Annotated in this window: 15 protein-coding genes and 1 pseudogene; 8 read left to right on the top strand and 8 right to left on the bottom strand. The window is 70.0% G+C overall.

The genetic code is table 11. The features are described 5' to 3' along the window. Positions 1 to 5 precede the first annotated feature (5 nt). From VGN50_RS10390 to VGN50_RS10365, 6 genes are read right to left on the bottom strand one after another with little or no spacing between them, the layout of a single operon-like run. A complete protein-coding gene (locus VGN50_RS10390) occupies positions 6 to 1880 on the bottom strand; it encodes a glycoside hydrolase family 3 protein (protein ID WP_327444689.1) in 1875 nt (624 codons plus the stop codon). Beyond that, a complete protein-coding gene (locus VGN50_RS10385) occupies positions 1877 to 3502 on the bottom strand; it encodes a glucoamylase family protein (RefSeq protein ID WP_327444688.1) in 1626 nt (541 codons plus the stop codon). The genes VGN50_RS10390 and VGN50_RS10385 overlap by 4 nt, the downstream gene beginning before the upstream one ends. 26 nt (positions 3503 to 3528) lie before the next feature. Then, positions 3529 to 4356: a carbohydrate ABC transporter permease gene (locus tag VGN50_RS10380; protein WP_327444687.1), complete on the bottom strand. Its 828-nt coding sequence runs from the start codon at positions 4354 to 4356 to the stop codon at positions 3529 to 3531. Between the two features lie 7 nt (positions 4357 to 4363). Continuing rightward, positions 4364 to 5317, bottom strand: a complete 954-nt coding sequence (locus tag VGN50_RS10375) for a sugar ABC transporter permease (protein ID WP_327444686.1) — start codon at positions 5315 to 5317, stop codon at positions 4364 to 4366. A gap of 2 nt (positions 5318 to 5319) precedes the next feature. Then, the gene (locus tag VGN50_RS10370; protein ID WP_327444685.1) at positions 5320 to 6600 is read right to left on the bottom strand and encodes a sugar ABC transporter substrate-binding protein; all 1281 of its coding nucleotides are present in this window, start codon (positions 6598 to 6600) and stop codon (positions 5320 to 5322) included. Then, positions 6597 to 7697, bottom strand: coding sequence for a LacI family DNA-binding transcriptional regulator (locus VGN50_RS10365; RefSeq protein WP_327444684.1), 1101 nt, complete (start codon positions 7695 to 7697; stop codon positions 6597 to 6599). The genes VGN50_RS10370 and VGN50_RS10365 overlap by 4 nt, the downstream gene beginning before the upstream one ends. Positions 7698 to 7919: 222 nt before the next feature. Here VGN50_RS10365 and VGN50_RS10360 point away from each other — a divergent pair, with 222 nt between their 5' ends. Further along, on the top strand, positions 7920 to 8351 hold the full coding sequence (locus VGN50_RS10360) for a hypothetical protein (protein WP_327444683.1): 432 nt from the start codon (positions 7920 to 7922) through the stop codon (positions 8349 to 8351). Here VGN50_RS10360 and VGN50_RS10355 read toward each other — a convergent pair. Next, the gene (locus VGN50_RS10355) at positions 8333 to 9859 is read right to left on the bottom strand and encodes a PucR family transcriptional regulator (protein WP_327444681.1); all 1527 of its coding nucleotides are present in this window, start codon (positions 9857 to 9859) and stop codon (positions 8333 to 8335) included. The genes VGN50_RS10360 and VGN50_RS10355 overlap by 19 nt on opposite strands. A 102-nt stretch (positions 9860 to 9961) precedes the next feature. Between VGN50_RS10355 and VGN50_RS10350 the strand changes: the two genes are divergently transcribed. The 4 genes from VGN50_RS10350 to VGN50_RS10335 all read left to right on the top strand — a co-directional run bounded on the left by VGN50_RS10350 (position 9962) and on the right by VGN50_RS10335 (position 14241). Then, positions 9962 to 11230 carry an FAD-dependent oxidoreductase gene (locus tag VGN50_RS10350; protein WP_327444680.1) on the top strand — a complete coding sequence of 423 codons (1269 nt, stop codon included), beginning with the start codon at positions 9962 to 9964 and terminating at the stop codon, positions 11228 to 11230. A gap of 149 nt (positions 11231 to 11379) precedes the next feature. After that, positions 11380 to 11673 carry a metal-sensitive transcriptional regulator gene (locus tag VGN50_RS10345; RefSeq protein ID WP_327444704.1) on the top strand — a complete coding sequence of 98 codons (294 nt, stop codon included), beginning with the start codon at positions 11380 to 11382 and terminating at the stop codon, positions 11671 to 11673. Between the two features lie 34 nt (positions 11674 to 11707). Further along, entirely contained in the window at positions 11708 to 11926 is a 219-nt protein-coding gene (locus VGN50_RS10340) for a heavy-metal-associated domain-containing protein (protein WP_327444679.1), read from the top strand. Beyond that, entirely contained in the window at positions 11923 to 14241 is a 2319-nt protein-coding gene (locus VGN50_RS10335) for a heavy metal translocating P-type ATPase (RefSeq protein ID WP_327444678.1), read from the top strand. The genes VGN50_RS10340 and VGN50_RS10335 overlap by 4 nt, the downstream gene beginning before the upstream one ends. 24 nt (positions 14242 to 14265) lie before the next feature. Here VGN50_RS10335 and VGN50_RS10330 read toward each other — a convergent pair whose 3' ends face one another. Then, positions 14266 to 15171 (bottom strand): hypothetical protein, encoded by a 906-nt coding sequence (locus VGN50_RS10330; protein ID WP_327444677.1) that lies wholly within the window; start codon positions 15169 to 15171, stop codon positions 14266 to 14268. A 99-nt stretch (positions 15172 to 15270) separates the two neighbouring features. Here VGN50_RS10330 and VGN50_RS10325 point away from each other — a divergent pair, with 99 nt between their 5' ends. The 3 genes and pseudogenes from VGN50_RS10325 to VGN50_RS10315 all read left to right on the top strand — a co-directional run. After that, positions 15271 to 15741: a VOC family protein gene (locus VGN50_RS10325; RefSeq protein WP_327444676.1), complete on the top strand. Its 471-nt coding sequence runs from the start codon at positions 15271 to 15273 to the stop codon at positions 15739 to 15741. Between the two features lie 153 nt (positions 15742 to 15894). After that, positions 15895 to 17424 (top strand): DHA2 family efflux MFS transporter permease subunit, encoded by a 1530-nt coding sequence (locus tag VGN50_RS10320; protein ID WP_327444674.1) that lies wholly within the window; start codon positions 15895 to 15897, stop codon positions 17422 to 17424. A 31-nt stretch (positions 17425 to 17455) separates the two neighbouring features. Beyond that, positions 17456 to 17949 (top strand): annotated as a pseudogene (locus VGN50_RS10315) (RelA/SpoT domain-containing protein); the annotation flags it as partial.

The raw sequence follows: 17949 nt of genomic DNA, 5'->3' as shown, positions 1-17949 counted from the left end.
GCGCGTCAGTCGTCCAGCCGGAGCCCCGCGCCCAACGCGAACAGAGGCTCGGCGAACCCGGGCACATCCTCGGCGTGGCGGCGCACCGCCTCCATCGACGTGGGCAGGTCGAACGGAAGCTGACCTCGGGGCAGGATCTCGCCCCGCAGCGCGGCGAGCAGCGCTGCGTCACTGGTGCCGTAGGTCACGACCACCGCGCTGGCAAAGCCCAGCAGGGGCGTGAGGACCGCCGGACGGTCGAGGGCCACGTCCAGGACCAGCGGGCAGTGCTCGGCGATCCGGGCCAGGCGCGCCACCAGTCCGGGTCGGAAGTCGAGGGACCCCTGGTGGAACCACGACTCGAGGAACAGGTCACTGCGCGGGTCGAAGGGCGCCGGCACGCGCACGAGCGCGACATCGGCGTCCTGCGGGCGCGGGACGACCGCGCCGACCCAGTCGAGCCCCGCGAGCAGGTCGGGGTCGAGGTTCTCGGCATAGAGGCGCGCGCCGCTCTTCAGCGGCAGCACAGGGCTGCCGGCGGTCTGGCCGTCATGGCCGTTCCGGCCGTTCTGGAGCACGGTGACCGATCGGGCCTGGGCGGCAAAGCCGGCCTCGACGAAGTCGGACCTGCCGACCGTGGCCGCCGCCACGTCCTCGTCGACATAGGGGTCGTCGAACAGGCCCAGCAGGAACTTGACCGTGAGCAGCCGCCTGGCCGACTCGTCGATGCGGCTCTCGGCGACCCGACCCTGTTCGACGAGGTCGAGGAGGGTCTCCACACACTCCTCGCCACCGAACTGGTCGGCCCCGGCCTCGAGGATCTTCTCGACCCGAGCGTGAGCGTCGAGGTGCTCCACCCCCCACGCGCGCGCGGGAAGGACCTGGTCGCCGACGTGGTTGTCGTTGACCAGCTCCCAGTCGGTCAGCACCACGCCGTCATACCCCAGCTGTTCGCGCAGCAGAGTGGTGACGATGCGGCGGTTGAAGCCGAACCCGACCTCCTCCACCGGCTCACCGTCGAGCTCGAGCCCGACGGGCATGCCGTAGTACGGCATGATCCCGGCGGTGCCGGCCTCGATGATCGCCGGGAAGGGCCTGAGGTGGTCCTCGAAGCGGCCGCCGGGGTAGACCTGCTCACGTCCGTACGGGAAGTGCGCGTCCTCGCCGTCCTTCTGCGGGCCACCACCGGGGAAGTGCTTGCTCGTGCACGCGACGCTGTCCGGACCGAGGGTCTCGCCCTGGAAGCCCTTGAGGTACGCCACCCCCAGCTCGGTGACCAGGTCGGGGTCCTGCCCGAAGGTGCCGGCCTGACGTGCCCACCGAGGCTCGGTGGCGAGGTCCAGCGTCGGATGCAGAGCCGCCCGGATGCCGACTGCGCAGTACTCCTGGCGAGCCATGTCTGCGAACTCCCGCACGACGGCAGGGTCCCGCAGCGCCGCCAGTCCCAGTGCCTCCGGCCACTGGGAGAACGACCGCGCGGCGAACGATGCGCCGGCGTTGTCGACGAAGCCGTGCCGAGGGTCGGTCGAGACGGTGACGGGTATGCCGTGTGGCGTCTGCTCGGCCAAGGCCTGCAGGGCGTTGTGCCAGCGGGCCGCGAGCCGGGCGTCACCGAGCTCATGGACGTTGAAGTGGTTCAGGTACTTGTGCAGGACGACATCACTGGTGGGTGACTTGCTGATCGCACCCGCCGCCTCCTTCACGGTGCCATCGGCAGCCGCCTCGATGACCGTATGGAACATCAGGCCGACCTTCTCCGCCAAGGAGAGCCTGCCCAACAGGTCCTTGACCCGCTCCTCGATGGACAGTCGCGGATCCTCGTAGGGATCCATCTGTCCGTTGCCGTTGAGGTCGCGGTAGGCGACACCCTCCTCGCTGATGCTGAACGACGCGCGCGTCACGCCAGTCCCGCCCCGAACTCCTCGATGCCGATCACAGGCCGAAGCGCCCGCTCCACGGCCGGCGTGCTGAAGGCACGCCGAACCACGTTGTCTGCCATCACGTTGCCGATAGATCCCATCACCATGGCCTGGTCGAGCGAAAGGTAGCGTCGGGCGATCTCGCCGGAGTGCACGGTCGCGGCGTCGAAGAACCCACCGGTCCCGTACGCCTTGAGGTCGTCCTGGATGCCGACCAGGTTGGCATAGGCCTGCTGCGGCTCGTGCATCATGGCCAGGAACGAGGCGTGTGGCGTGACGACGCCGTTGCCGTAGTGAGGTGTGGGGTTCGTGGCGGGGCGACAGGTGCCGAACCCCACGTCGTAGTTGGTCATCTCCTGGTCGGAGAAGTACCCGTAGCCCGACTCGCCTGGATGGTCCCCGGGGGCCAGTCCGAGCGCGTCCACGCCGTACTCACGGTATCCGCCGGCGGGGTTGCTGCACGGCGAGAAGCCCCAGTAGCCGTAGCCCGCGTCGATGAGCCCGTGCTCGCGCTGCGCACGGACGTGCAGAGGGTGGTTGAGCCCCCACGACCTGGGCGCCCAGCTCGACTCCGGGACGAACATGTCCGGCATGAGCTCCTCGAACATGCTGCCACCCCAGCCCGGCACGATGTGCATGCCCCGGTAGGTGTAGGCGCCCTCGTAGACGTTGACGCCTAGATAGGTCCGGTTCTCCCCGACGGGCTGCATCTCCTGCCAGTCCCAGTCGCAGGTGGCGGGGAAGGTGCGCCACATCGCGAAGTACTGCGCGCCTGGTATCTGTCCTGTGATGATCCCGAGATAGCTGGTGATCCGGGTCTCCGACACGGTCGTGTCGTAGTGGTGGTTGGTGTACCAGACGTCAGGCCCGACCCCGATGTGGTTGCCGGTGAACCCTGAGAAGCCGGGGGGCGGCGGGGCGTCGTAGAAGCCGCCGTGGATCAGGCCCGGCTTCAAGGGAGCGTTGGTGTCGTAGAACATGTCCCAGCGCATGCGGCCGAAGATGCGTCGAGCCAGCGGGGCTGCGCCGGCGTTGGCACTCATGACCACCCGGAGCGCGGCACCGAGCCAGCCGTTGTCGACGCTGGAGAGGAAGGGGTAGACGCGGTCGCCGCTCGTGGGCCAGGTCGTGATGACGTCGCCGGTCGACTCGTCGTACCAGTTGTAGTACATGCCGCTCGGCTGGTGGTGCTGCATCCGCAGGAGCGTGTGCAACGTGCGCAGCAGCCTGCTGGTGCACTCGCCGTTGGTGATGATCCCGAGCTCGCGAGCAACGACGGTCGACCACAGGTAGCCGCCGATGTTGGTGGGCGAGGTGTATGCCGACCGATCGGCGGTAGCCAAGGACTCGGGGATGTTGTCCGCCGGGAGTCCCGTAGTCCGGTCGGTCATGGCGACGAGGCTGTGCCAGGTATCGACGGCCCAGGTGCGCAGGCGCGACAGCTCCGCGGCGCCGGCAACGGTCGACGGCACGTATGCCGGTACGCCGAGGGCGCTTGCGGACGCGCGGGTGGCGGTCAAGCCGATCGCGGCAGCGGCCCCTGCACCGACGAGAAGCTGCCGGCGGCTAGGGGGTGACACGACGGGGGACGAGGGAGTGCCCATGAGTGGTGCTCCAATCTGAGTTCGTTTCACTTGATGCCGGTGGTGGCGATGCCTTCGATGACCCGCCGCTGGAAGACCAGGAAGACGGCCAGGATCGGGATGACGACGACGGTCGCTCCGGCGAGGAGCAGCCCGTACTGCGTGGAGTTCTGACCCTTCGCGTAGAGCGCCAGGGCGACAGGCAACGTGTACTTGTCCTCCTGCTGGGCGACCACGAGTGGCCAGAGGAAGTTGTTCCAGCTGCCCAGGAAGGTGAGGATTCCGAGGGTCGCCAGTGCCGGACCGCACAGCGGCAGGAAGATGCGCGCGAAGATGCGCAGCTCACTGGCACCGTCGACGCGCCCCGCGTCGAGCAGGTCACGTGGCAGCCCGAGGATGAACTGACGCATGAGGAACACGCCGAACGGGCTCACGAGGAAGGGCAGGATCAGCCCGGGCAGCGTGTTGGTCAGGCCGAGGTTGGTCACAAGGACGAACAAGGGCACGAACGTCACCACACCGGGCACGAGGAGGGTGCCCATGACGACGATGAAGAGCGCCTTGCGGCCCGGGAACTCGAGCATCGCCAGGGCATAGCCGACCATGGAGCAGAACAGCAGGTTCCCAACGGTGACGGCGACCGCCACGAGCGTCGAGTTGAGGAAGTACTGCTTGAAGTTCAGGCGGGAGAACAGCTGGGTGTAGTTGTCGAACGTGAAGTGCTTGGGCCACCACGTGGGTGGGCTCTGGAGCAGCTCGCCCTGGGTCTTGAAGCTGCCCAGTACCATCCACACGAACGGGGCGATGACGGCCACGAGCGCGACGAGCAGGATCGCGTAGAGCCACCAGTTCGGGAGTCTCCGGGTGCCGGTCATGGGGTCCTCACGTGTTCTCTCGCAGCAGCCGGAACTGGAGGGCGGTCACGATGGCGATGGTGACGAAGATCAGATAGCTCATCGCGGCCGCGTAGCCGTAGTTGCCGAAGCCGAACTGCTGGTACGTGTACATGGACATCGAGATGGTGCTGCTCAGGGGTCCGCCGTCGGTCATGACGAACGGCTCCTCGAAGAACTGCAGGTAGCCGATGCCGGTGGTGACGCAGACGAAGAGCAGGGTGGGGCGGAGCAGCGGCATGGTGATGTGCCGGAACCGCTGCCAGGCGTTCGCACCGTCGATCGAGGCGGCCTCATGGAGGGTCCAAGGCACTGCCTGCAGCCCGGCCAGGAAGATGATCATGCCGGTGCCGAAGTTGCGCCAGGTGGTCATGAGGATCAGCGCCGGCATCGACCAGTGCGGGTCGCCGAGCCAGTTCGGCCCGGCGATGCCGACCCACCCCAGCACCGTGTTGATGAGCCCGAAGTCGGTCTGGAGCAGGAAGCGCCAGACGACCGCGACGGCCACGATCGAGGTGATGACCGGGGTGTAGAACCCGAGCCGGAAGGCGGCGCGGAAGCGGGAGATCCCCCGGTCCAGCGCCACCGCCGCGGCCAGCGCCACGGTAATCGTGAGCGGCATACCGATGAGCACGAAGTAGGCGGTGTTGAGCGCTGCTCGACGGAACATCGGGTCGGCAAAGGCCTTGCTGAAGTTGGCGAATCCGACGATGTCCACCGCGAAGGGCGTGCGCAGGTCTCGGGCCCGGGTGTCAGTGATGCTCATGAAGAGCGACTGGACGACGGGCCAGGCCGTGAACACGAGGAACAGCAGGCAGAAGGGCAGGGCCAGTGTCCACGCGGCCAGCCCTTGTCGCCTGGATGCGGCTCCGGCGCCTCCCCGCCGGGGGGACGGGTGCTGACCCGTCCCCCCGGTCGGGGTCACCTCGACGGTGGCGGCCATCGCTACTTGCCGGTGCCGATCGAATCGGCCTGCTGCTGCACGGACTTCAGGGCGGCGGCCGGGTCCGCCCCCTGCTTGGTCACCTTCTCCATCTCGGTGTCGAAGTTGGCGACGACCTGCTCCCAAGTGGCGAAGCTCGGCGGAGCCTGCGCGGTCTTGAGCTGCTCGCCGAACACGGCCAGCTTCTTGTCACCGCTCAACGAGGGGTCGCTCCAGGCGGAGGACACCGAGGGAAGGTCGGTCGACGCCTGGTACCACTGGACCTGGACCTTCGGGTCGGACAGCCACTTGACGAACTTCCAGGCGGTGTCGCGGTTCTTGGACTTCTTGAACACGACGAGGTCCGACCCGCCGACGAACGACGAGGACTTCGTCTTGGCCGGGATCTTCATGACGTTGTACTTGTCCTTGAAGCCGGCACCACCCAGCTTCTCGACCGCGGACATCTCCCACGGACCCGAGATGAACATCGGGACCTTGCCGCTGACGAAGTCAGGCTCGGTGGTCGGGGTCGCGGGAGCTGCCTTGTCAGAGATCCCGTCGGTGAAGTAGCTCTGGTAGTACTTCACGGCTTCGAGGAGCTGCGGGCTGTCGAAGTTGTAGCCCTTGGTGCCGTCCTTGGCGAGGTTGGCGTCGTCAGACCACGCGAACGGCATGATCGACTGCCAGGAGCCCTGGCCGCCGGCCTGGAACCCCATGCCCCACTTGGCCCCGGCCTTGGTCTGCATGGCCTTGGCCATCGACTTGAGCCCCTGCCAGTCGGTGGGTGCACTGTTGTAGCCGGCCTTCTTCGCGAGGTCGGTGCGGTAGTAGACGAGGCGGGTCTCGACGTACCAGGGGATGCCGAAGGACGTGCCGTTCACCTCGGTGGTCTTCTGGGCGCCGGGGAAGAACTGGGACCTGTCGATGGAGGACGGCGTCGGGTCGAGCGCGTCCAGCCCCGCGAACTCACCCATCCACGTGGTGCCGACCATGGCGGCGTCAGGCGTGGACCCTGCCGTGATCGCGGTCGTGAACTTGTCGTGCGCCGAGTCCCACGGGATGGCCGTCACGTTGACCTTGACCCCAGGGTTGGCCGCCTCGAACTGCTTGGCGAGTGAGGGCAGCTTGTCGCCCTCGGCTCCCATCGCCCAGACGGTGATGGCACCGGTGGCCTTGCCGCTGCTGATGCTCTTGGCCGTCTCGTTGCTCGTCGTGCCGCTGCTGCCACGACCGCAGGCCGTCAGGGTGAGCGCTGTGGTCGCCAGGGTGGCGACCACCAGCACGGGGGTGCGTCTCATCATGGTGATCTCTTTCCTTGGGTGCGGTTCTTCGTATGCCGCGGGCGCGGCGGGAGGGGGTCACCGGATGCGGCGGGGCAGCCACACGACGACCTGATGACCAGCTGGGTGGGGATGACCTGGGTGCTGTGTTGGGCCGCGGCTCCCGTGATCCGGGCATGCAGGCAGTCGGCTGCCATCGCGCCGAGCTCGCGCACCGGCTGCCGGACGGTCGTGAGTCCCGGCTCGACGTAGCGCGCGGTCATCACGTCGTCCCAGCCGACCACCGCGATGTCGTCCGGGACCCGGGTGCCGCCCTCGCGGAGGCGCTTCATGATCGACAGAGCCAGCTCGTCGTTGGCGCACACCAGGGCATCGACCGAGTAGGTGCCCCCCAGGAGGCGCTCACCCAGGGCCGTTCCGGCGCTTTCGCGCAGCTCCACCCGCACGGGGGCGGCGGCGCGCCGGCGACGCCTGCCGTGGGCGGCGACGAAGCCGGCATACCGGTCGCGCACATCTGGACCGCTGTCGGGGTCCCCCACGAAAAGGAGCTTCCGGCGCCCGTGCTCGAGCAGGTGCTCGGTCAAGGCCATGGCGCTGGTGGTGTTCTCGGCCGAGACCGCATCCACGTCCGCGAGCGCCTCTCCGGCGATCAGCACGACGGGCTTGCTGCCGTGCAGAGAGGTCACGGTTTCGGCCGGGATCGCGGCCGATCCCAACATCGCGATCCCGTCGACCCGGGTGGCGAGCTTGCGAACCGAGCGGGAAAGGTCACGCTTGCCCTCGGCGAGCATGAGTACGACGCTCTGGCCAAGGTCAGCCGCTCTCGACTCAAAGCCCATGAGCAGCTCGGAGTAGTAGGGGCCCGACAGCTCGGGCAGCACCAGTCCGTGGGCCTCGTGGTGGCGGACCGCCAGGCTGCGGGCTGCTGACAGCGGCACGTAGCGCAGCTCTTCGGCGGCCCGCAGGACGCGGTCGCGAGTCCGGTCCGAGACCGCCGGCGAGCCTTGCAGCACGCGTGAGACAGAGGCGATGGACACGCCCGCCAGCTCGGCGACCGAGTAGATCGTCGTCCCTGAGGGGTGCCGCGACGCGTCGACCACAGACGTGCCTTTCGTCATTGAAAGCGCTTACATGTCCTGTTCGACTATGCCCCTACCGACGCCCCGGCGCAACAGATGCGCCGGTCACCGAGTGGTTCCCACGCCTCGACGGCCCACCCTCGGGCTCAGCGTGACTCTCATGCTCGTGCCGCCGATCCCCTTGTCCGACAACACCATCGGGCAGCTCGACCCGGACGTGAGCCGGCCCGTATGCGACCGCTCGCAGTGAAGGCAGCCATCATGCATTTCGGGGCCGGCGGGTTCCACCGGGCCCACCAGGCGAGGTATCTCGACGGGCTGATGAACGAGGGCGAGGCGCACGAATGGGGCCTGAGTGGCGTCGGCGTCCTGCCTCATGACTTGCGCACCCGTGGCCCGGTCCAGCTGTCGGCACTCGTGGTGGCCTCCTGGGCGCGCTATGCCGAGGGCACCGAGGAGCAGGGCCAGCCCATCGAGGTCGTGGACCGGCTCAAGGACCGGGTGATGTCGGCCGCCGGCCGTCGCGCCACGGACCCGCTGTCGTTCGTGCGCGACCGGGACCTGTTCGGGACGGTCGCGGACGACCCACGGTTCACCGCGGCATACCTCGCTGCTCTGGAGTCCCTGCACCGCCGGGGGGCCGGCGCCACGGTGGAGGCGTGGGTCGCAGGCGGCTACGACAGCCGCGCCTGACCCAGGGTCGCCGCCAGCTGGAGCCGCACCGCCAGGCGCACCGTGGCGTCGTGCAGGTCGAGGCCGGCCAGGTCGGCGATGCGGCTCATCCGGTACCGCATCGTGTTGGGGTGGACGTGGATCGCGCGTGCCGCCTGCGCCGGTGCCCCCGGATGGTCGAGCCACGCGGCCAGGGTGCGCTGGTAGTCACTCCCGTGCTGGTCGTCATGTTCGCGCAGCGCGGCCAGCGGCCCCAGCGCGTCCGCCCGGAGCGGCGCCACCGCGCGGGCGATGGTGATCTCGGCCCAGACCTCCTCGTGCGTGGCGACCGGCTCCGCGTCGCCGAGCACCCGGTCGGCCTCCTGTGCCTCCGCCCGCGAGCGGCCCAGCTCACCCGCCGCGTATGCCGTGCGACCGGCTCGCGCGGTCAGGGCAAGCCCCTCACCCCGCACCTCGGCGAGGACGCGGGCCAGCCAGCGCCAGCTGCCGGGCGACGACTCCTCGGTGTCGCGCACCACGGCATACCCACGGCCGTCGAGGTCGGCGAGCAGCGGCTGGTTCCACGCATGGCGCCGTGACACCGACTCCCATAGATCCAGAAGGCGAGCCGGCTCCGCCTCGCCGCCGAGGGCCACCACCCGCCACGGTGCCGGGGGCAGCCAGTCGTCGGCTCCTGCGGGGTTCCCCGACAGCACGCTACGCAACCGGTCCACGGCCACCCGGCGTGACAGGTCCGCCTGGGCGCGCAGGCGAAGCAGGTGCAGCGCCACGACGGACGAGGTCTGCACGAGCTCACTCACCACCGCGGCGGGGGGACGCTCGGCCACGACGGCCCAGATCGAGCCGAGCCACTCGCCGCCGGCGCGGACCGGGATGACCAGGCGCGGCTTGGTGCCACCGGAGGCGGGCACGAAGACGGGGTCGGACGATCGCGCCAACCGTCGGAAGACGCCCTGGGCGCGCATCGTCGCCAGCACCTCGTCGGGCACCCGGCGGCCGACGATGGTCGACACCCGGGCTGGGTCGGCGAGGTCCTGTCGAGACGAGTAAGCCAGCACCCGCGACTGGGCGTCCTCGATGGTGACCGGGGCGTCCACGAGGGCTGCGGCGGCGTCAGCCAGCGCGAACAGGTCGTCCTGGACCGGCGCGTCGTCACGCCGGCCTGGGCCCACCGCGGCCCGGTCGATGACCCCCCGAAGGAGCCAGACCACGTGGGCCCAGGACGCGTGCTCGGCGAGCTCGACGAGGGCGATGCCGTCCTGGCGAGCCTGGTCACGGACCATCCGGCGCCTGGCCAGACCGCGCCGTAGGACCACGCCCCCGGCGCCCTCTGCTGCCGAGGCTGCGACCAGAGCGGTGGCCGCTTCCGGAGTCTCGATGCCGACACCCAGCACCAGGTCGTCGCGCTGGCCGACGATGCCCGCCGCCGGCTCGGCGATGGTCAGGTCGTCCACCGCCACCCCGTCCACGGTGACGGCCGAGGTCAGCAGGCCGCCGAGAGTCTGGACCAGAGCGGTCACGGGAAGCATGCGCCCAGCATCGCCGTCGTTGTGCTCTGAGCACAATGCCTTGGCTCAGATTGAGCCTCTGCGCCCAAGGCGGGGACCCCCCGGCACTGTCACGCTCGAGGCATGGCTTCCATCACCGCTGCTGGTCTCCCCGTCCCCCACCGTGTCGCCGTCGTCGGCGCCGGCATGGTCGGACTCTCCACCGCCTGGTTCCTTCAGGAGCACGGTGTCGAGGTCACCGTTCTCGACCGCGAGGGTGTCGCCGCCGGGTCGTCCTGGGGCAACGCCGGCTGGCTGACCCCGGGGATCGCCACCCCGCTGCCGGAGCCGGCTGTCCTCAAGTACGGCCTGCGCGCGGTGCTCTCCCCCTCCTCGCCGGTCTACGTACCGCCGAGCGCCGACCCGAGGTTCCTCAAGTTCGTCGCCGGCTTCACGCGCCACTCCACCATGAAGGCGTGGAAGCAGGCCATGGGGTCGCTCGTCCCGGTGAACGACCTCTCGCTCGAGAGCTTCGACCTGCTCACGGCCGGCGGCGTCGAGGGCGAGACGGTCGAGGCCAAGAGCTTCCTCGCGTCATACCGCACCGAGGCCGAGCGGGTGACGCTGCTCGAGGAGATCGAGCACATCCACGCCGCGGGCCAGGCGATCGAGTTCGAGGCGCTCACCGGCGACCAGGCGCGGGCCATCGAGCCGAGCCTGTCCGACGAGATCGGGGCGGCGATCCTGCTCAAGGGCCAGCGCTTCGTCAACCCGGGCGCCTTCGTGCACGCTCTGGCCGACTCGGTGCGCGCCCGTGGGGGCAAGATCCTCGACGCCGCGACGGTTTCCGACGTCCGCGACACGGGCGCCGGTGTCGTCGTGACCACACGTGAGGGCTCCGTCGAGGAGTTCGACGCAGCGGTGCTGGCGACCGGCGCGTGGCTGGGCGACCTGGCACGCCGCTTCGGCGTCAAGAACGTCGTCCAGGCCGGCCGCGGCTACTCGTTCTCGGTCGAGATCGAGCACGTGCCCAACGGTCCGGTGTACTTCCCCGCGGAGCGCGTGGCGTGCACGCCGATCGGCGACCGCCTGCGCGTCGCCGGGATGATGGAGTTCCGCAAGCCCGAGGCCGCCCTCGACCCCCGCCGCATCAAGGCGATCGCCGAGGCCGCCCGTCCGCTGCTGCGGGGTGCCGACCTCGACCACCGTCAGGACGAGTGGGTGGGCTCGCGCCCCTGCACCGCGGACGGCCTGCCGCTCATCGGCGCGACCAAGTCCCCTCGCGTGTATGCCGTGGGCGGCCACGGCATGTGGGGCATCACCCTCGGCCCGGTGACCGGCCGCCTCCTGGCGCAGACCATGGTGACGGGCAAGCAGGTCGACGCGCTCAGGCCCTTCAACCCCCTGCGCTGACGGGGCCGGCGGGCTTCGCACCGCTGACGCGCACTCGCCATACCACCGTCCCGCTTCGCAGAGCCCTGCTCACCGCGAAGCGGGACGCTTGTTTGTGCAGAGCATGCGCTTGCGGAAATACCCTACGGGGGTATGGTGATGGCATGACCATGGGCGAGACGCACTACGGCTACCACGACAGCAAGGACAGCCATCTCAAGAGGCTGCGGCGGGTCGAGGGGCAGCTCCGCGGGCTCCAGCGGATGGTCGAGGAGGACAAGTACTGCATCGACATCCTCACCCAGGTGTCGGCCGCCACCAAGGCGCTGCAGTCGTTCTCGCTCGAGCTGCTGGAGGAGCACCTCGAGCACTGCGTCGTCGATGCCGCGCGCCGAGGCGGCCCCGAGGCCCAGGACAAGGTCCGCGAGGCGTCCGAGGCGATCGCCCGGCTCGTCCGCTCCTGACCATTCCCGCCCCGACCCAGCACCGGAGGTTCCCATGAGCACCCAGACGTTCCAGGTGGACGGCATGACCTGTGGCCACTGCGCCAGCGCGGTGACCGACGAGCTCCGGGCACTCGACGGCGTGACCGCGGTCGACGTGGAGCTCGTCGCCGGCGGCACCTCGACGGTGCGCGTCGAGTCCGCGCGTGAGCTCACCACAGCCGAGGTCGGCGATGCTCTCGACGAGGCCGGCGACTACCGACTGGCGCCATGAGCACGACGACGCGGTCACCCGACCCCGGTGCCCGCGAGATCGAGCTGGTCATCGGTGGCATGACCTGCGCCTCCTGCGCGGCCCGCGTCGAGAAGAAGCTCAACAAGCTGACCGGCGTCAGCGCGACCGTGAACTACGCAACCGAGAAGGCTCGGGTCAGCTACACCGGCGAGGTCACCCCCGACGACTTGGTCGAGACCGTGGAACGCACCGGCTACACCGCGACGGTTCCGGCGCCGCGGCATCCGGTCGCGTCCTCGGGCGGCAGCCGGCACCGGCGGGCCACGCTGGACGAGCCCGCGGTGACACCGGATGCCGCTGCCACCCTGCGCCAGCGGCTGCTCGTGTCGGCCGCGCTCACGGCACCCGTGGTCCTGCTCGCCATGGTGCCGGCACTGCAGTTCCGCTACTGGCAGTGGGCCTCGCTCGTGCTGGCCGCGCCGGTGGTCATCTGGGGTGGACTGCCCTTCCACAGAGCGACGTGGCTCAACCTGCGACACGGCCAGTCGACCATGGACACCCTCGTCTCGATCGGTACCCTCGCCGCCTTCGGCTGGTCGCTCTATGCCCTGTTCTTCGGGACCGCGGGCGAGCCGGGCATGACGCACCACTTCACCTTCGCGCTCCAGCGCGGCGGCGGCCTCGACGACATCTATCTCGAGACGGCGGCGGGCGTCACGTCGTTCCTGCTCGCCGGTCGGTATGCCGAGGCGCGGGCCCGGCGACGCTCCGGCGACGCTCTGCGTGCCCTGGTCGAGCTCGGCGCCAAGGACGTCAGCGTCCTGCGCGGTGCTGTCGAGGGCGACGGCGACGGCCCGCACCCGACCGAGGAGCGGATCCCCGTGGCAGACCTCGAGGTCGGCATGCGGTTCGTCGTGCGCCCCGGTGAGAAGGTCGCCACGGACGGCGAGGTCGTCCAGGGGACCAGCGCCGTCGATGCGGCGCTGCTGACCGGCGAGTCCGTGCCGGTCGACGTGGGGCCAGGGGACCCGGTCGTGGGTGCCACCGTCAACCTCGCCGGCCGGCTCGTCGTGCGTGCCACCCGCGTCGGCGCAGACACCCAGATCGAGCAGCTGGCCCGGCTCGTCGAGGACGCCCAGCACGGCAAGGCCCAGGTGCAACGGCTGGCCGACCGGGTCTCGGCGGTCTTCGTCCCCGCCGTCCTGGCCGTCGCGGCCGCCACCTTGGTCGGGTGGCTGGCGGTGGGCGGGGGCTGGACTGCCGCGTTCACCGCAGCCGTGGCAGTCCTCATCGTCGCCTGCCCCTGCGCACTGGGTCTCGCCACCCCCACGGCCCTCATGGTGGGCACGGGACGAGGAGCCCAGCTCGGCCTGCTCATCCGGGGACCTGAGGTGCTGGAGTCCACTCGCTCGGTGGACACGGTGCTGCTCGACAAGACCGGCACCGTCACGACCGGCCAGATGTCCCTGGCCGAGGTCGTCTCCGGCCCAGGCGAGGACGCCGCGACGCTCCTTCGGCTCGCGGGCGCGGCCGAGGCGGCCTCGGCGCACCCCGTCGCGACAGCCATTGCTCTGGCCGCGGCCGGGGACGGTCCGGTGCCGCCGGTGGAGGACTTCGTGAGCCTGGACGGGCTAGGGGTGGCGGGAACCGTGGAGGGCCACGACATCGTGGTGGGCCGCCTTCGGCTCCTCGAGGAGCGGTCCATGTCGGTCCCACAGCAGGTCTCGTATGCCGTCAGCGCGGCCCAGCAGCGAGGCGCCACGGCCGTCGTCGTGGGTTGGGACGGCGTGGCCCGCGGCATGATCGCGGTCGCGGACACCGTGAAACCGAGCTCCGCGGACGCGGTGCGCGAGCTGAGGCGGCTCGGCTTGAGGCCGATCCTCCTCACCGGAGACAACCTTGCCGCCGCCACTCACGTCGCCCACCAGGTCGGCATCGACGAGGTCGTGGCCGACGTACTGCCGCAGGGCAAGGTCGATGCCGTCAGGGCACTCCAGGCGCAGGGGCGCACCGTCGCCATGGTGGGCGACGGTGTCAACGACGCAGCCGCCCTGGCGCAGGCCGACCTCGGCCTGGCGATGGGTACCGGCAGCGACGTCGCCATCGAGGCCAGTGACCTGACCCTGGTCCGAGGCGACCTGCGCACGGCGCCGGATGCGATCCGGTTGGCGCGGCGGACCCTGGGCACCATCAAGGGCAACCTGGTGTGGGCCTTCGCCTACAACGTCGCGGCAATCCCGCTGGCGGCCCTGGGGCTGCTCAACCCGATGATCGCCGGGGGCGCGATGGCTCTGTCGTCGGTGTTCGTGGTGACGAACAGCCTGCGGCTGCGCCGGTTCACCGCCTCGGCCTGACGGGTCGCCCTGCGACGAGCGGGCTCAGGTCGGGTCGTCGGCGCCTGACTCGGCGTCCGCGAGCGCCTGCCGTGCCGCGTCGCGGGCCGCGGTGGCCTGCTTGCGTTCTCGCACGGCATCCGTGACCGCCTCGAGGGCGCGCTCATCCGCCTCGCGCGCCTTGGTCAGCTGCCGCTCGACGACCGCGAGCCTCTGGCGGGTGTCGTCGGCGTGCTCGCGGGCTTCGACCACCGTGGCCTCGGCCTGCTGCAGGCGGCGCTGGGCGGCCGCGAGCTCGTCCTCGAGCTCCTCCCGCCGCGCCTCGGCGCTCGCCGGCTGGGAGCCGGCCGCCTGCTCGCCGGTCTCCTCATCCGCGCCCCCGTCGGCGTGCGCGCCGCCTGTCCCGGACACCACGGTCAGGATGGCCCCCGATGCCGTCCGGGCGACCGCCTCCGACAGGTCGACTTCACCGAACCCGCTGTACGACAACGCGCGCGTGAGCTGCCCCGAGCTCAGCGCCGTGCTCGCTCCCTCGTCGGCGAGCGCGGCGACCGCCGTGGCCCGGATGTCCTCGAGGGCGGCCGGAGCCAGGGTGCGTCCGGACCCTTGCGCGAGGTCGGCGGTCGCGCCGACGAAGCGTCGCACCGCCTCGTCTCGCTCGGGACGCAGTGCGGTGAGGGTGGCGGCGTCCAGGCGCGCCTGGGCTGCCCGCATCCGGGACCCCAGAGTGACCAGGCCGTCGACCACCTCGGGGGCCTGTCGGGCGAGGAGGTTCATGGACCAGGCCGCGACCGTGGGCTTGCGGAGCTTGCCGATCTCGGTCGCCGACTCTCGGTCCCCGCCGGCCCGCGCGGCCGCGACCCGCTCGCGACGGGCGGCCATGAACGCGTCCGGCTCCACGGCATACAGCGCCTGCAGCGCCTCCGTGAGCGCGGGCGAGACTTCCGGCACGACACCGGACGCTACGCCATTGGGCCCGTCACCTCTCGGCCCCGATGAGGTCTCATGGGAGGTATGCCGGGTGAGCGCCCGGCCCCGGAAGGAGCCGATATGCCACGCACCTATCCCTGTCTGTGGTTCGACCGCCAGGCCGAGGAGGCCGCCGAGTTCTACGTCTCGGTGTTCCCCAGATCCACGATCACCACGACGACCCGCTACCCCGAGGGGTCGGGTGAGCGCGCCGGCGAGGTGCTGACCGTGGCATTCGAGCTCGACGGGACGCCGTACGTGGCGCTGAACGGCGGCCCCGAGCTCACCTTCGACGAGGCGATCTCGCTGACGGTCGACTGCAAGGACCAGGAGGAGATCGACTACTACTGGGAGTCGCTCACCTCGGGTGGCGGTCAGGAGGGTCCCTGTGGCTGGCTCAAGGACCGTTTCGGGCTCTCCTGGCAGGTCGTCCCGCAGGACTGGGACCGCATCGCCTCGGGCCCCTCGGAGCGGGCGGCCAAGGTCTACGCGGCGATGATGCAGATGAAGAAGCTCGACATCGCGGTGCTCGAGGCGGCTGGACGGTCCTGACAAACCGAGCCAGTAGCCGCCTGACCTGCACCGCCAAAAATGGTTGAGCGGGCTGTCAGTGCGCTCGACTAGCCTGATTTCACGCGCACAGCTGCGGGGGCGCGCACCGCTCATCAACCGGAGGTCACCGTGTCAACCGCTGTCGCGTCTCCTGTGCAGTATCCGGAGAAGATCGACGCTGCCGTGCTCAAGATCGCGGGCGTCGTCGTGCTCGGCGCGATCATGTCGATCCTCGACATCACCGTCGTCAACGTCGCGCTGCCCACGTTCCAGACCGTGTTCAGCGACGACCCCTCCAAGCCGCTTGCGTACTCGGCCGTCGCGTGGACGGTCACCGCCTACACGCTCGCGCTGGCGACGGTCATCCCGTTGACGGGGTGGGCCGCCGACCGCTTCGGCACCAAGCGCCTCTACATGCTGGCCATCGTGCTCTTCACTGCCGGCTCGGCGCTGTGCGCCACGGCCACCTCGATCTCCATGCTCATCGGGTTCCGGGTCCTGCAGGGTCTCGGCGGCGGCATGCTGATGCCCCTCGGCATGACGATCATGACCAGGGCCGCAGGCCCGGCGCGGATGGGCCGCCTCATGGCCATCCTCGGCGTGCCCATGCTGCTGGGGCCCATCGGCGGCCCCATCCTTGGCGGCTGGCTGATCGAGCACTACTCCTGGCACTGGATCTTCCTGATCAACCTGCCGCTCGGGGTGATCGCGGTGGTCTACGCCTACTTCGCGCTCCCCCGCGACCACACCGAGCCGTCGGAGTCGCTCGACCTGCTGGGGGTGGCGCTGATGTCACCGGGGCTGGCGCTGTTCCTCTTCGGGATCTCCTCGATCCCCGAGAAGGGGACGATGGACACCCCCAAGGTCTACGTCAACATGGCCATCGGGCTGGTGCTGATGGTGACCTTCGTCTTCCACTCGTTCCGGCCGCGCCATCCGCTGCTCGACCTGAGGCTCTTCCGCAACCGCAACCTCACCGTCTCGACGGTGACGATGTTCCTGTTCGCGGCGGCATTCTTCGGCGGCCTCCTGCTGGTGCCCACGTACTTCCAGTCGGTGCGCGGCGAGTCGACCCTGCACGCGGGCCTCCTCGTCGCACCCCAGGGCCTCGGCGCGATGCTGACGATGCCGATCGCCGGCGCCCTCGTGGACCGCATCCCCGTCGGGCGGATCGTCCCCTTCGGGCTGCTGGCCATCAGCGGCGGCATGTTCGGGCTCACCCAGATCACGTCGACCACGTCGTACTCCACGATCATCGTCCTGCTGTTCATCATGGGACTGGGCATGGGCGGCACGATGATGCCCATCTTCACCACGGCCCTCAAGACGCTGACGCACCACGAGGTCGCTCGCGGCTCCACGCTGCTCAACATCACCCAGCAGATCGCCAGCTCGGTCGGCGTAGCGGTCATGTCGGTGCTGCTCACGAACCACTTCAAGGAGTCCAAGCTCGCGGGTCCGGCCATGGCTTCGCGCCATGACCCGTCCATCATCGACAAGATCGGCGGCCACCCGGCCGTGGTCCAGGGCCTCGCCGACGCCGCCGAGGCGTTCGCCAAGACCTACTGGGTGGCGGCCAGCCTGGTCCTGCTCACCCTGGTGCCGGCGCTGTTCCTGCCGCGGCGGCGCGAGGTGAGCCACCTCCTCGACGACGAGCAGGTCGCGCCGGTCGTGGTGCACTAGTCGCCATGCCCCCACCCCGTACCGTGTCTGCGTGACCGAATGGGAGCAGGGCGTCCAAGAGGCGGTGCGCCGGTATGCCGCGATGCAGCCTGCCTTGCAGGAGGTGGCGGACGAGTTCGTCGCCCTCATCACCGCGCAGCTGGACGACGCGGGCATCAACTATGTCAGCGTCACGGGCCGCGCCAAGAGCGTGGCGTCCTTCGCCGGCAAGGCGGCGCGGTTGATCGGCGGTGAGCCGGTCTACCCCGAGCCGCTCACCCAGATCACCGACCAGGTCGGCGTGCGCGTCGTCACCTATCTCCACGGGGACGTCACTGCAGTGGCCGACCTGCTCGCTGACCAGCTCAGCGTGCTGGACGACCGAGACCTCGGTCAGGAGACCGCCCGACAGGGACGCTTCGGCTACGCCAGCCGCCACCTGCTGGTGGCGGTCGACCGGGTCAAGGGTGTGCCGGAGGCATACGAGTCGCTGCGTGAGCACAGCGCCTCGGTGCAGGTGCGCACCATCCTCCAGCACGCCTGGGC

This window comes from Pedococcus sp., assembly GCF_036000045.1.
Lineage (GTDB): Bacteria > Actinomycetota > Actinomycetes > Actinomycetales > Dermatophilaceae > Pedococcus.
This window is presented reverse-complemented; position numbering and strand designations above follow the sequence as displayed.